The organism is Ochrobactrum sp. Q0168 (genome assembly GCF_016427605.1).
In the GTDB taxonomy this organism is placed as follows: Bacteria; Pseudomonadota; Alphaproteobacteria; order Rhizobiales; family Rhizobiaceae; genus Brucella.
In genome coordinates this window covers 1-14260 of record NZ_JAELXQ010000019.1, presented here as the reverse complement: position 1 = coordinate 14260, position 14260 = coordinate 1, and the positions used below count along the sequence as shown (strand labels likewise).

Here is a 14260-nt window from a genome sequence, read left to right as displayed (position 1 = left end):
TACTCTGTCAGCGCTTGAGATATTGGTTGAGAACATTGGCGGTCACACGTTCGACCATGCGGTCGCCGCGTTTGAGAGCCGCGACCCATTCGCAGCTTCCGGCGTGGAACACTTCGCCCTTGCCGCGTGGAAAATTGACGATCATGCCGCAGCCGCGCTTGATGCGTTCCACGGCTGCATCCCCATCGTTGCCGATCAGCGTATCGGCCACGAATTTTGCATCGGCATCGGAAAGAAACTGGTCGTCGGCCGGAATATCCGCGCCCTCTTCCTTGAGAGATGACATGCCGAGCGCCAGAATCTGTAGGCCATCGGGCGCGCCGCTGCCCTCCTCCGGTTCAGGCAGACCGCCCCGGATCACATAGTCGAGCCCGTCGACCTCATAGCCGAAGGCGTGACCGTCAGCGCCCAGGAGATCACCGTAATAGATGCCGGTTCCGGCAAAGGCCCAATGTTCGGGGCGATAGACCGGAAAGCCGCGCACGCCGCGTGGAGCACAACCGCCCCAGCCAACATAAAGTCCGCGCAGCGCATTGAGACCGAAGGTTTCGGCAGCAGGCCGTCCGGCTTCCGTCGCTTCCCAGCAACCGCTGGTGCGGCGTGGATCGGCGGAGCGATAGACCGGGTCTTCGGCGCGGGCGCGATATTTGTAGCAAGTCTGGCGCTTGCCATCATCCTCAAGCCGCGTCTGCCACATGAAGTTGCCCGCAAAACGGGCCGCACGACCGCCGCCATCGACATAATGATCGACGGCATCGCGCATTTCCCATGTCCAGTATTCGTCGTGACCAACAAAGGCCACACAGTCATACCCGTCGAGGATTTCCGGCGAGAAATGCAGCTCATGTTGGCTGGCGAGATCAATCGCAAAGCCTTCCCGTTCAGCCCAGCGGAAGAACAGGCTGTCATAACTCGCCCAGCCGGATGAGGCATATTTCTTGGAATAACCATTGGCAAAGGCCCATTCCATATGCGGATAGCGTGGAGGGGCGGCAGGCGGAGTCACAAACTCCAGCGGCACGCGGGGCGCATTGGACGGCAGCAGCGCAAAGCCACGGCAGAACGGACGCTCGATGCTCACCGTCGTCGCGTATTGATCGCCATTCGGCCCTGTAATGCCCTGATAGTGGTTGGAACCGCCCCAGGTATTATAAGCCGTCCACGTGCCGGTCGCAGCGACCTGCAGGATACGACCCGGCTTACGGCCTGCCGCTGGTCGCAGGATGAACAGATGGTGGCAATGGATCAGCTGACCGTCATTGCCTTCGGCTTTCAGCGTGATGCGATAAGCACCGGAAGGCCAGTTCTCGTCCGTCTTGAACGAAAATGTCGTCTCCCAGCCGCAGCCCACAACAGAACATTGCGCTGGCGTTTCCTGCCATTTGCAGTCTATGCCGCACTTTGAGAAGACAGGCTTTTCAACCGCCCCATCGCGCACGATTTCGATATCGAAACGCGACGCGGTCGCACTCACCTGCAAATGAACCGTTGCGCCCGGCAGATAAGAATAGGCATCGGTGTAGCACCAGATTTCGCCACGCGGCCCGTCCATGCCGGGATATTCATAATAATGGCCAAGCACGGCTTCGCGTCGCTGCGCCGGGGTCAGTCCGAAATCGGGAAACTCCCCAAAATCGGCGAACTCATTGGCGTTTCTCTCGTTCATGCCATCACCTCATGCCGCCAGATATTTCTTGAGGAAGGAGCGGGTACGCTCCTGCACCGGATTGCTCAAAATCTGGTCCGGCGGCCCTTCTTCCACGACCACACCGCCATCCATGAACAGGATGTGGTCGGCGACCTCGCCCGCAAATCGCATCTCATGCGTGACGATCAGCATCGTCATATGTTCGGCGGCGAGCTGCTTCATGACGGCATTGACTTCGTCCACCAGTTCGGGATCGAGCGCCGACGTCGCCTCGTCGAACAGCATCACCTTGGGCTGCATGGCAAGCGCACGTGCAATGGCGACGCGCTGTTTCTGGCCGCCCGACAGGCGCGAAGGGTAGACGTCGATCTTGTCGGCAAGCCCGACCTTCTTCAAAAGCTCCAGCGCCAGCGCGCGAGCAGCGTCCTTTGTCATGCCCTTGAGTTTGATGGGGCCGAGCGTGATGTTTTCCAGCACGGTCAGATGTGGGAACAGGTTGAAGTGCTGGAACACCATGCCCATCTGCTGGCGCACCGCATTGATATGCTTTTCAAACGCCTGTCCGGTAAGAGGTTGATTGACCTGCACGCCGTCCAGCCACACTTCACCGCCATTCAGCGTTTCCAGATGATTGATCGAGCGCAGAAGCGTGCTCTTGCCGGAACCGCTGGGGCCGATGATGGCGACGATCTGGCCGCGCGATACGGAAAGGTCGATGCCCTTCAACACTTCCAGCGCGCCATAGGCTTTGCGGGCACCTTTCACTTCGACCATCGGTTTTGCCGATTGGGAGCGGCTCATCGCGTGACCTCCACTTTTCTTTCAATGCGTCGCAAGCTGGCTTCGAGAACCAGATTGACCACGTAATAAATGGCCGCGACGGTGATATAGAATTCAAACGGGCTGAAAGTTTCACTGATTGCGAGCTGCGCACTATGCACTAGTTCCGCAATGCCGATGATCGAAACCAGCGACGTATCCTTCAGAAGAACGATCATATTGTTGCCGATCGGCGGGATCGTATTGCGCACCGCCTGTGGAATGACGATGTAACGCAAGGCCTGACCATGGCTGAAGCCGATGGAACGCGCGCCTTCCATCTGGCCAGGATCGACCGCCACGATACCTGCCCGCATGATATCGGCGTTGTAGACGGCAAAGTGCAGACTGAGGCCGATAATGCCCGCGCCCAGGGCGGGAATATCGATGCCGACCTGCACCAGCCCGAAATAAATCAGGAACAGCTGCAACAGAAGCGGCGTTCCCATGAACAGCCACATGAAGAACCGCACCGGCCATGCGAGGATTGCGGGCGCATAAAGCACCACCAGCGCAAACGCGATGCCGAACACGAAGCTGAAGAATGCCGAAACAACGGTCAGAACAAGCGTCCACCAAAGGCCGGTCAAAAGCAGATTCGTATAGGGAGCGACGATGCTGAAATCGAGAGCTTGCATCCCCATCCCCTCACTGCGCCGCGAAGCGCTTGTCGAGCAGATCGACCCCGCGCGCCACGACATAAATGATGATCATGTAGAGAACGGCTGCAACGCCGAAAATCTCGAACGGTTTGTAGGTTGAACCGATGAAACGCTGCGCCGTATAGGTCAGTTCAACCACTGAAATGGTGGAAACCAGCGCAGAGCCCTTCAGGAGCGCAATCGTATTGACACCGAGAGGGCGGATCATCAGCCGGGCTGCCTGGGGCAGCACGACGAACCGCATCGTCTGCCCTCGCCCGAAGCCGATGGAACGAGCGGCTTCCGTCTGGCCGCGATCAACGCTCTGAATTGCGCCGCGGATCGATTCCGACATGTATGCGCCGATATTCAGACCCAGTCCGATGACACCAGCGGCAAACGGCTCCAGATTAATGCCAATCTGTGGACCGCCGAAATAGAGAATGAAGAGCTGTACAAGGCAAGGTGTGCCGCGAAAGACGCTCACATAGGCTGCCGCAATCCATCGCAGGATGACCGAGCGGGACAGACGCCCGTTAACGAGGACCGCCGCGACGGCCAGACCCAACACCAGGGCCAGAGCAGAAATTTTGACAGTCACCCATGCCGCCTCCAGAAAAAACGGGAGGACGCGCTGCATCAACGCAAAATCCATCGGAAAACTCCGGTCAATCGGTTCTCAACCGGCCCGGACATATGCCAGGCCGGGATGACGTATCAGCGAATATCGCTGCCGACCCATTGCATCGAGATCTTCTCATAGGTGCCGTCGGCCATGATCTCGTCGAGAGCCTTCTGCATCGCAGCCTTCAGCTCTGGATTATTCTTGCGGATGGCGATGCCGATGGCGACGCTGCCGCCTTCGATATCAGGCGTATCGAGCCTACGGACCTTCTGGCCGGTTTCCTTGATCGCCACCATGACCGGGATGTTGTCGACGACGATGGCGTCGACGCGACCGGCATTCAGTTCGAGCATCAGCTCCGGCAGCCCCTTATAGGTGCGAATGGTCCAGCCGCCCTGTTCGCGCGCCCATTTTTCATGGGTTTCACCAAGCGTGACGCCCAGTGTCTTGCCTTTGAGATCGTCGAGCTTTTGAACTGCGGAGTCTTCCTTCACGAAAACCGCGCGGCCCGCATGATAGTAAGGTCCCACGAAATCCACGGCCTTCTCGCGTTCCGGCGTAATCGTCATGGAGCCAACCACCGTGTCGAACTTACCTGCCCGAAGGCCGGCGACGATACCATCCCATGCGGTGGTAATAAGCTGTGGCTTGAGCTGCATGCGCTCGGCAATCGCCGAACCGATCGAAGCGTCGAAGCCCACGACTTCGTTCTTCTCATTGACGAAATTGAACGGCGGGTACTGGCCGCTCATGGCGATCTTCAACTCGCCCGCTGCCTTGATATTTTCAAGATCATCCGCCTGTGCAGGCGCAACCGCAAAAACTGCAGTGGCGGCAATTGCGGCTGCGGCAATGAAACCCGTGAATTTGTTAAACATGCTGTTCCCGACTTCCCTTTGTTTGTTTTTCTTGAAGCTTTTTGATGCCTTCCAATATTGATGATTGCTTTTATGGATGCATTTCGCAAATAGATAATGGGAATGGATTGCATAGATTTCATGAATGGATGACCCATGTCGCTGCATCGCCCTGAACGCCTTGTCTGGGATCTGGACTGGAACCTTCTGCGCAGTTTTGTGGTAATCGCGGAGGTCAAAAGCATTACCCGCGCGGCAGAGCGCCTTAACCTCAAACAACCAAGCGTAAGCAATGCATTGCGCCGATTGGAAGACCGCATCGGCCAGCGGCTGGTGGAGCGTGACGCAACCCATTTTGAGCTGACGGACGTTGGCAAACTGCTCTACGAACAAAGTATCGAGGTGTTTGGCGCGATTTCACAGCTGCCGCAACTGGTGCGCGGGGTCGGTGACAATGTGACTGGCCATGTCACCATCTCTGTCGCCAGCCACATCATATCGCCGATCTTCGATCAGGCGCTCGCGCTGTTTCATGAACAGCATCCCAATGCGACACTGACGATCAACGTATCCGCCAGTACGGAAGTCGCGCGGCTTGTGCGCGAGAAGCGCGCTTCCTTCGGCCTCGGTCTGGTGAGCAATCGCGACCCCGCGCTCGACTACACAATGGTCTATCGCGAGTTCTTCGGGTTTTTCTGCGGGCCCCGGCACCGGATGTTCGGCCAGTCCGGACTGACCCTTGCCGATCTGAGGGGAGAACCATCGGTTTCGTTCCAGACCGATCATATTGCAGACGCGCTGCGACCCGTAGCCCTGTTGCGCAGTGAGGCGCGACTTTCACCTGATGTTGTCGGCACCTCGTCGAGCCTTGAGGAAGTGCGCCGGATGATCATCACCGGGCTTGGCATCGGCCCACTTCCATTGCACGTCGCGCGGCGCGAGATTGATGATGGCCTTCTCTGGCGTCTGCCGCCTTACGACAACCCGCCAGCCATCGATGTTTTCCTGATCCACAATCCTGAAGCCAACCTCAACAAGGCGGAAAAGGCCATGCTAGCCGGACTGAAATCTATCATTGCATCAACGCCCCTTGAGGAGCGCATCTACCAGGATTGAGCCCCCCAAAGCCCCCCTATCTTCACGGCTGCGCAAGCAGCGTTTCATGATAGGCCCAGAACTCGTCTATGAAGCGCTGCGCCAGACTGTTGTCGGGGCCGTTACTGCGGCGAATGACCAGAAAACCAGCATCGACGAAGCTCGTGAAAGGCCGGATCGCCACGCCGCGTCCGCGAAAATCCGTTGCCGAAGACGGATCGATGATCGTTATGCCAACACCTTCGGCCACAAGCGTCAGCGCCGTGTGCGACAGGCGAGTCTCAATGGTGGCGGACCGTGGAATGCGCGCAAGCGCAACTTCCACACGCATGGCAAACAGCGACCCCGGCTCCAGCGTGATCATACGTTCATCGGCGAGATCATCCGGTGAAACCTCCGGATAGTCCGCGAGACGATGCCCCAGCGGGACTGCGACAACCGCCGGTATCGCACGGGTTTCAATATTGAAACCGGGCCGGTCGAGCGGACCATCGGCAAAGCCTAAATCGACCTGACCAGATGCAACGGCTTCGACCACCATCGCGGAAGGAATACCGTTGAGAGAGGCGTGGATATTGGGCCGCTCCTTGAGAAAACGCGCAAGGAAGCGCGGCATGATCCCGTTTGCAAGCGCAGGCATGGCCGCGATCCGCAACATGCCCGCATTCTGACGGCTGATCTCGTCTGCGAAACTCCGGATGCGATTGAGCCCGACATAGGCCCGCTCGACCTCCTGCAACAGCGTCATGGCCGCCTGCGTGGGGATCAACTGGTTTCCGCGACGGTTGAAGAGCTTGAGTTTCGTGTCGATCTCAAAGTCGCGGATCAGGCGGCTCACAGCGGGCTGGGTGATCGACATCAGTTCCGCTGCTGCCGTCATTTTTCCAGTCAGCATGACGGTTCGGAACGCTTCGACCTGACGCAGGTTCATGTTTCACCATAATATTTGGTTATGCTTGAGGCTTCATTTCGAATTTGACTGTATTGAGCCCCGCTGTCAAACCACTCCCATAAACGTATCGGCGCGGTGAAAGCACCGGACATAAAAAGGGAACTAGGCAGTTGGGTGCGGTCAGCGCATATCTGGATTTGATGGGTTTTGCCGAAGACGGCTGGGGCTACGATATGCTCCGGGCCACTGGCATGACACTCGCGGTAGCCTTTTGCGGTTTCGCGGCAGGCACAGTGTTCGGCATGATTGCCGCTGCCGCTTCATTCTCATCGCAGCGCATTCTCAGAATTGTGGCTGACGGCTATTCGACTGTGCTTCGCGGCATCCCCGATCTTCTGGTCATTTATCTGTTCTATTTCGGCAGCAGCGCTGTGTTGAGCCAAATTGGCGCGTTGTTCGGCGGACAAGGTTTCGTCAGTGCGCCAATCTTCATCACCGGTGCACTGGCCATCGGTGTGGTATCGGGCGCATATCAGGCCGAAGTCTATCGTGGCGCAGTGCTTGCACTCCCCAAAGGCGAAATCGAGGCTGCCAAAGCGTATGGCATGCCGCCGCGTCTGCTGTTTCGCCGCATCATGGTTCCGCAGGCGGCGCGCTTCGCCATTCCGGGCATCGGCAATGTGTGGCAGCTTGTCTTGAAGGAATCCGCACTGATCTCGGTCGTTGGACTGGTTGAACTGATGCGTCAGGCGCAAATCGGCGCTGGATCAACCCGCAAGCCTTTCACCTTCTTTCTGACCGCCGGGCTGCTTTATCTCGGCATCACATTCATATCGGGCGTGTTGTTCAAGAATGCCGAAAAGCGCGCCATGCGCGGCATCCGGAGGGCGGTATGAGCTTTCTCGACCTACCGTTCATGTTCGACGGTTTCGTTCAGCTATGCCGGGGTGTCCCGCTGACGCTTCAACTGATGGCGCTGTCGGTTATCAGTGGCGCCGTGCTGGCGACCATACTGGCCACGATGCGTCTGTCGGGCAATCTGATTCTGGATCTCATTGCACGGGGTTACATCTTCGTGCTGCGCGGCACTCCGCTGCTGGTCCAGCTCTACATCATCTATTACGGCCTCAGCCAGTTTCCAGAACTGCGCCGGAGCTTTCTCTGGCCATTTCTGCGCGAACCCTATTGGTGCGCGGTGCTGGCTCTGGCGCTCAATACAGCTGCCTATAGCGCCGAAATCATACGTGGCGGCGTTCTGTCGGTCGCGACCGGGCAGATCGAAGCAGCGCGCGCTTATGGTATGAGCGGCTTCACCCTCGTCCGTCGCATTCTGGCCCCGCAGGCCTTGCGGCAGATGCTACCCGCCTATTCAAATGAAGTCATCCTGATGGTAAAATCCACGGCGCTGGCATCAACCATCACCATGATGGAAGTGACAGGGCTGGCAGCCAAGCTGATTTCTGCCACCTATCGCCCTGTCGAAGTCTTCATCTGTGCAGGCGCGATTTATCTCCTCCTGAATTTCGTGGTCACCAGGATCTTCAAATTGCTGGAATACCGCCTGTCGGCGGCCCAGCGTCAGCCTGTCATCGTGCATGCCGCCGGAGGAGACTCATAATGCAACATTTCGAAACGCCTGCGGTCGAGATCAAGAACCTCGAAAAATGCTACGGCGCGCACAAGGTTCTGCATTCAGTTTCCTTGCAGGCCCACCAGGGTGAAGTCATCTCCATTTTGGGAGCATCAGGTTCAGGCAAATCCACACTGCTGCGCTGCATTAATATGCTGGAAGTGCCGGATGCGGGTAGCGTGGCTATTCATGGAGAGGCGTATAAGCTCGACCAACACCCGGGACGCGCGCCTCGTCCAGCCGATGTGAAACAGGTTCAGCGCCTGCGCGGTCAGGCCACCATGGTGTTCCAGTCGTTCAATCTGTGGTCGCACCTGACCATCCTTGAAAATCTGATCGAAGCGCCTGTCCATGTGCAAAAGCGAAACCGGTCGGAGTGCATTGCCGAGGCTGAAGCGCTGCTGGAGCGGGTCGGCATAGCCGATAAGCGCAACTTCTATCCCGCACATCTTTCCGGTGGCCAGCAGCAACGCGCTGCGATTGCCCGCGCGCTAGCGATGCGTCCGAAGATCATGCTGTTCGATGAACCAACCTCCGCACTTGACCCCGAACTGGTGGCCGAGGTGCTGAAGGTCATGCGCGATCTGGCGGCAGAGGGGCGCACCATGCTGGTCGTGACCCACGAGATGGGCTTCGCCCGCGATGTTTCCAGCCGTGTGGTGTTTCTGCGTCAGGGCGTGATTGAAGAAGAAGGCACGCCCGACGAGGTTTTTGGAAACCCCAAAAGCGAACGGTTCCGGCAATTCATTTCCAAACAAAACGCATGAACCGATCAATCGGTTTTCTAACAGAGGTGAACATATGAAACTGAAATTCGTCTTTTCCGTCCTTGGCGTTCTCGCCGTTGCCCCAACCGCGCATGCCGAAGATGTTGTGCGCATCGCGACCGAAGGTGCTTATGCGCCATGGAATTTTTCCGGCCCGAACGGCGTGCTGGAAGGCTTCGAGATCGATCTCGCCAAAGATCTTTGCGAACGCCTGAAAGCGAAATGCGAAATCACAGCTCAAAACTGGGACGGCATCATTCCATCGCTGACTGCTGGCAAGTATGATGCCATCATGGCGGGTATGAGCATCACGCCGAAGCGTGAGGAAGTGATTGCCTTTTCGTCGCCTTATGCGGCAGCCATCAACTCCTTCGCAGTCATGGATGACAGCGACCTCGCCGATCTGCCGGAAGACGGCAAACCGCTGAATGTCGATTCCGATGCGGCCAAGCCGGTGCTCGAAGAAATCGCCAAGAAAATCAACGGAAAGACCGTCGGCGTTCAGGGTTCCACAACCGCTTCCGCCTTCATGGAACAGTATTTCAAGGATGGCGCGGATGTGCGTGAGTACAAGACCGCCGAAGAACACAATTTCGACCTGACCAGCGGTCGCGTGGATGCGGTTGTCGCCAATGCCACAGTTCTTGCGGCTGCGCTGGAAAAGGATGACATGAAGGGCGCAAAGCTGGCTGGCCCGCTGTTTTCGGGCAAGGTCTTCGGCATGATCGGTGTCGGTCTGCGCAAGGAAGATACCGCCCTGAAGGGTCGCTTCGATACTGCCATTCAGGCCGCGATTGCCGACGGCACGGTGAAAAAACTTTCCGAGAAGTGGTTCAAGGTGGACGTAAGCCCGCAAAACTGAGCCAACACAATCGGGCCTGACGCTCGTCAGGCCCAACCCTGACGACGCTGTGACAACAGATTGAATTTACGAATGCGCAGATTGCCGGACCAAAACATAGTCATTATCGGAGCGGGACTGGTTGGCTCTGCCATCGCCTGGGGTCTCGCCCGATCTGGTCTGCGTCCAATGCTTCTCGATGGGGAAGACCTGTCCCTGCGCGCATCCCGCGCCAATTTCGCGCTCATCTGGGTACAGGGCAAAGGCGTAGGCGCACCACACTATGCCCGTTGGACAATGCAATCTGCGCGCCTGTGGCCGGCTTTTGCAGATGAATTGCGGGATGTCACCGGGCTTGATGTGGCGTTGAAACAGACCGGTGCCTTTACCTTCTGCCTCGACGAGCGCGAGCTTCAAATGTTTGCCGAAGACGTCGCGACAGTAGCGCGGGAACTAGGCAATGACGCCCCGGAACATGTCGTGCTCGACCATCAGGAAACGGCCAGAATGGTGCCCTCCATCGGGCGAGATGTGATCGGCTCGATCTATTCGCCGATGGACGGCGATGTGAATTCACTGCGCCTGTTTCGCGCCTTGCATACCGGCATGATCAAACTCGGCGCTTCCTATGAACCGCATTGTGAAGTCTCGTCCATCACCCCGCAAAACGGTGGCTTTCTGTTAAGCGGTCCATGGGGCGAGGTCTTTGCCGAACGCATCATTCTGGCTGCGGGCAACGGCAATGCAGAGCTTGCCAAGAGTGTCGGTCTTGAAGCGCCGGTCGTGCGCAGCAAAGGTCAAATTCTTGTAACGGAGAAATGCGCGCCCTTCTTCCCCTATACAGCTGCCACGCTGCGGCAGGCGGATGAAGGCGGCGTCATGATCGGCGACAGTCAGGAAACCCATACGGACCGGATTGCCACCAATCAAGATATCAGCGCGGTTCTGGCCAATAGGGCAGTGCGGACATTTCCGCATCTGGCCAATGTCAATGTCATTCGCAGTTGGGCCGGGTTTCGGGTTAAGACACCGGACGGCATGCCTGTCTACGAACAATCCGAAAGCCACAAGGGCGCTTACGCCGTCATGTGCCATTCCGGCGTCACGCTTGCAGCCAACCACGCCCTGATCGTGGCTAAGGAAATAGCAGCCGATGCCAAACAACTTGCTGGTGATGCGTTCTCCGGCCGGAGGTTTCATGTCTCCTAAAATGTTCCTGAAAACTGAGACACCAGAGGAAACCGTGACGATCACATTCGATGCGCGCACCTTGACGGTACCTGCCAATGTAACTGTCGCCGCAGCGCTGCTTGGAGAGGGCATCACCCGGCTCAGAAACAGCGTCGTTAGTGATCAGCCGCGAGCGCCCTATTGCCTGATGGGTATCTGTTTTGAATGTCTGGTCACTATTGATGGTATTCAGAACCGCCAAGGCTGCATGACGCCTGTGGTCGATGGAATGGTCATTTCTTCGCAGACCGGCGCGCGTCGGGTGGAACCATGACGACAATGTTCAAAAGAACTTCCGATATTCATGCGCTCGACGCGGCCTACGACGTTGCCATTATCGGCGCGGGACCGGCAGGCATGTCGGCAGCCGCAGAGGCCAGTACCGCTGGCGCTAACGTGGTCCTGTTCGACGAGAACCCCGCCGCCGGCGGCCAGATTTACCGTGGCATTGAACACAATACGACTGCCCGCAGACCGTTTCTCGGCACCGACTACTGGCGGGGCAAAGAAGTCCTGCAAGCATTTATCGCCAGCAAGGCCACCTATGTGCCGCAGGCGCTCGTCTGGAGTGTGGAACCACAGGATGGCGACGACAGCAACAGCGTCGAGCTGCGCGTGTCCATGGGCGGCAAGAGCGGGATTGTCTCCGCGCGCCGTGTGATCTTCGCGACCGGCGCGATGGAGCGCCCGATGCCTGTCAGGGGCTGGACATTGCCGGGTGTTATGACCATCGGCGCAGCACAGATTGCGTTGAAGGCTTCCGGCCTCCTGCCCAACGGAAGTGTGGTTCTGGCAGGAACCGGTCCGCTCCTCTACATGTTCGCCGCGCAGCTGTTGCAGGCAGGCGGCAAGGTTGCAGCACTGCTCGATACGACGCCCGGCGCAAATTACCTGAAATCTGCGCCGAACCTGCTTTCATTCCTTTTCTCGCCCTATGCCTTGAAGGGGCTTTCCCTGCTGTTGAAGGTGCGCAAGTCGGTGCCGGTTTATTCCGGTGTCACCAAAATAGCCATTGAAGGAAAAGACGAAGCCGAGGCGATCTACTTTTCGGCCAAAGGCAAGACTCACAGGCTTGCTGTCGATAGCGTCTTCCTGCATCAGGGTGTGATCCCCAACAACAATCTCGCCAATGCTTCCGGCTGCGCTCTGGTTTGGAACGACGATCAGAAATGTTTTCAACCGCAACTCGACGACAATGGTCGTTCGTCTGTTCCGTCCATCTACATTGCTGGTGACGGCAGCGGCATTGGTGGTGCATTGGTTGCCGAGCAGAGCGGGCGTATCGCTGCGCTCGCGGCCTGTCAGGATATCTTTCCGACATTGGCCACAACGTTGAGTTCGAAAATCGCAAAGCTGCGTGCGCAAGCGCGGCGCTTCGAACGTGGTCGGTCCTTTATCGACGCGCTCTACCTGCCTGCACAGGCGTTTCGCGCACCAACGGATCGGGAAACGATCGTCTGCCGTTGCGAGGAAGTGACTGCGGGTGCAATCCGCGACGCGGCAGCCTGCAATATCGCCGGCCCAAACCAGCTGAAAACCATGTTTCGCTGTGGCATGGGGCCTTGTCAGGGCCGCATGTGCAGTTCCACCGTCACGGAAATTCTGGCCGAGGTGCAAAACCGCGCGCCGGAAACAGTCGGCTTCTATCGTCTGCGTGCGCCGGTGAAACCGGTGCCGCTCGGCGAAATCGCAGCACTACCCCAAACCCCCGATGCTGTCTTGGCCGTTACCGGCGAGCAACCGGGAAATTCCCCAACCATCTGAAAGGATTAAACTATGGCTGAGCGTTTCATTCAGACGCCGATCATGCATCGCGTCGTCGAGCACAATGGCATTGTCTATGTCGGCGGAACCACCTGTGATGACGAAAGCCTGGATATGGCTGGTCAGACCCGCGAAATCCTCGCCAAGCTCGACAGCTATCTGGCACAGGCAGGCACCGACAAGACCAAGCTTCTGGCAGCAACCATCTTCGTAACAGACCTCAACAAGAAGCCTGAAATGGATAAGGTCTGGAAAGAATGGATTGACCCGTCGCTGCTGCCAACCCGTGCAACCGTTGGCGTTGCTGATCTGGGTGGGGATACGCTGATTGAGATCGTGGTTTCCGCTTACAAATAATCGACTTTAAAAGCCACTTTGGGTTTCTTGAAATGAAAAACCGCCGACTGTCATGGAGTCAGCGGTTTTTCTCCATCCAAAAGCTATAAGCCTCTGGCAGCTATTATTATCAGCGGACTTAAGTACGTTAATTGTCAGAATTTAGATAATTATTATTCATCATATATTGAAATACTTTTTTATCAACCATTCGAAAACCCTATAATACCAATTAAAATCTGCAAATAAAACGTATTCTTAATCGTTTCTAAAATATATCTAAAATAGTTATTTAAAAAAACACCAAAGATTCTGTGGAATGTTTCCGGTAGTCGCAGATCTAGCATTCTCAGCGAAGCGACAACTAAGTTTTCGAAGGGATATTTGAACATCCAACCCTTTTTAGGCGTAAAGGACATGGCAATTATCTTGACAACCCGCGATGTTAACGGGGTCAAAGAATCCGTTCGTTCCAATTTCTATTTCCGTTCGCGGATAGCACTTCTGCTGCGCATTCCAACTTACTTCGGATGAACTGCCAATCAAAACAGAAGGTCTGCATGTGGTATTAATCGGATCCCCTTAGTCGACGAGCTTTTCGCCCGCTACAGTCCGGCAACTATGGGGTACAAAGCTGTCAGCCAGAATGTGATTTGCGGCGCCCCCCACAACCGACTGCAGCAATGCCTTTAAACTACGGCGAGCGCGAAGCGACGTCCGCTCTCGAATAGGTAGTTAAAGAGCAAGCTATCCGCTTTACACCCCTTCGCGGTCGCTAGTAATATGAAAAGAGAAACCACCGCTTTCAGCAAACTTTTCGACAGCTCGAACGTCCGACATAAAGCGCAAAGCTGACATTCAGCAATCGGAGTGACATATGCCCGCCCTTTTGCCATATGTTTCCTTTCACCGTAGTTTACCTATTTTCAGTCGAGCATTGGACACTTTAATGCTTTACGCGGCCTTGTTTTTGAGAATGTCGAGCGCAACGTCGATGATCATGTCTTCCTGGCCGCCGACCATGCGGCGCTTGCCAAGTTCGATGAGGATTTCACGCGTATCGACGCCATAGAGCTTCGAGGCGTTTTCCGCATGACGCAGGAAGCTCGAATAGA

At 56.7% G+C, this 14260-nt stretch carries 15 protein-coding genes and 1 pseudogene; 9 read left to right on the top strand and 7 right to left on the bottom strand.

All coding sequences use genetic code 11. The features are described 5' to 3' along the window. Positions 1-7: 7 nt before the first annotated feature. The 5 genes from JAU75_RS21005 to JAU75_RS20985 form a co-directional block, all read right to left on the bottom strand. Positions 8-1666 (bottom strand): N,N-dimethylformamidase beta subunit family domain-containing protein, encoded by a 1659-nt coding sequence (locus JAU75_RS21005; protein ID WP_199058447.1) that lies wholly within the window; start codon positions 1664-1666, stop codon positions 8-10. 9 nt (positions 1667-1675) lie between these two features. Further along, entirely contained in the window at positions 1676-2449 is a 774-nt protein-coding gene (locus JAU75_RS21000) for an amino acid ABC transporter ATP-binding protein (protein ID WP_371836221.1), read from the bottom strand. Beyond that, positions 2446-3105 (bottom strand): amino acid ABC transporter permease, encoded by a 660-nt coding sequence (locus JAU75_RS20995; RefSeq protein ID WP_199058446.1) that lies wholly within the window; start codon positions 3103-3105, stop codon positions 2446-2448. Before JAU75_RS20995 ends, JAU75_RS21000 begins: the two co-directional genes overlap by 4 nt. 10 nt (positions 3106-3115) lie before the next feature. Then, positions 3116-3763, bottom strand: a complete 648-nt coding sequence (locus tag JAU75_RS20990) for an amino acid ABC transporter permease (RefSeq protein WP_199058445.1) — start codon at positions 3761-3763, stop codon at positions 3116-3118. A 62-nt stretch (positions 3764-3825) separates the two neighbouring features. Continuing rightward, positions 3826-4611, bottom strand: coding sequence for an ABC transporter substrate-binding protein (locus tag JAU75_RS20985; protein WP_199058444.1), 786 nt, complete (start codon positions 4609-4611; stop codon positions 3826-3828). Between the two features lie 135 nt (positions 4612-4746). Here JAU75_RS20985 and JAU75_RS20980 point away from each other — a divergent pair, with 135 nt between their 5' ends. Further along, positions 4747-5706: a LysR family transcriptional regulator gene (locus JAU75_RS20980; RefSeq protein ID WP_199058443.1), complete on the top strand. Its 960-nt coding sequence runs from the start codon at positions 4747-4749 to the stop codon at positions 5704-5706. A gap of 22 nt (positions 5707-5728) precedes the next feature. On the opposite strand, the gene JAU75_RS20975 is transcribed toward JAU75_RS20980, so the two are convergent. Then, positions 5729-6616: a LysR substrate-binding domain-containing protein gene (locus tag JAU75_RS20975; RefSeq protein WP_078340561.1), complete on the bottom strand. Its 888-nt coding sequence runs from the start codon at positions 6614-6616 to the stop codon at positions 5729-5731. Positions 6617-6777: 161 nt separating this feature from the next. On the opposite strand from JAU75_RS20975, the gene JAU75_RS20970 reads away from it, so the two are divergent. From JAU75_RS20970 to JAU75_RS20935, 8 genes are all read left to right on the top strand, one after another. Continuing rightward, complete coding sequence (locus JAU75_RS20970) at positions 6778-7473, top strand: ABC transporter permease subunit (protein WP_199058491.1); 696 nt, start codon at positions 6778-6780, stop codon at positions 7471-7473. After that, positions 7470-8195, top strand: coding sequence for an ABC transporter permease (locus JAU75_RS20965; protein WP_199058442.1), 726 nt, complete (start codon positions 7470-7472; stop codon positions 8193-8195). The genes JAU75_RS20970 and JAU75_RS20965 overlap by 4 nt, the downstream gene beginning before the upstream one ends. Next, on the top strand, positions 8195-8974 hold the full coding sequence (locus JAU75_RS20960) for an ATP-binding cassette domain-containing protein (protein ID WP_199058441.1): 780 nt from the start codon (positions 8195-8197) through the stop codon (positions 8972-8974). Before JAU75_RS20965 ends, JAU75_RS20960 begins: the two co-directional genes overlap by 1 nt. A 34-nt stretch (positions 8975-9008) precedes the next feature. Continuing rightward, complete coding sequence (locus JAU75_RS20955) at positions 9009-9836, top strand: lysine/arginine/ornithine ABC transporter substrate-binding protein (protein WP_199058440.1); 828 nt, start codon at positions 9009-9011, stop codon at positions 9834-9836. A 72-nt stretch (positions 9837-9908) separates the two neighbouring features. Further along, a complete protein-coding gene (locus JAU75_RS20950) occupies positions 9909-11024 on the top strand; it encodes an FAD-dependent oxidoreductase (RefSeq protein WP_199058439.1) in 1116 nt (371 codons plus the stop codon). Between the two features lies 1 nt (position 11025). Next, the gene (locus JAU75_RS20945; protein WP_199058490.1) at positions 11026-11319 is read left to right on the top strand and encodes a (2Fe-2S)-binding protein; all 294 of its coding nucleotides are present in this window, start codon (positions 11026-11028) and stop codon (positions 11317-11319) included. Then, positions 11316-12809, top strand: a complete 1494-nt coding sequence (locus JAU75_RS20940; RefSeq protein ID WP_199058438.1) for an NAD(P)/FAD-dependent oxidoreductase — start codon at positions 11316-11318, stop codon at positions 12807-12809. The genes JAU75_RS20945 and JAU75_RS20940 overlap by 4 nt, the downstream gene beginning before the upstream one ends. Positions 12810-12821: 12 nt before the next feature. Further along, a complete protein-coding gene (locus JAU75_RS20935; protein WP_061345658.1) occupies positions 12822-13166 on the top strand; it encodes a RidA family protein in 345 nt (114 codons plus the stop codon). Between the two features lie 933 nt (positions 13167-14099). Here the strand turns inward: JAU75_RS20935 and JAU75_RS20930 are convergent. Then, a pseudogene (locus tag JAU75_RS20930) lies at positions 14100-14260 on the bottom strand (4-hydroxy-2-oxovalerate aldolase); the annotation flags it as partial.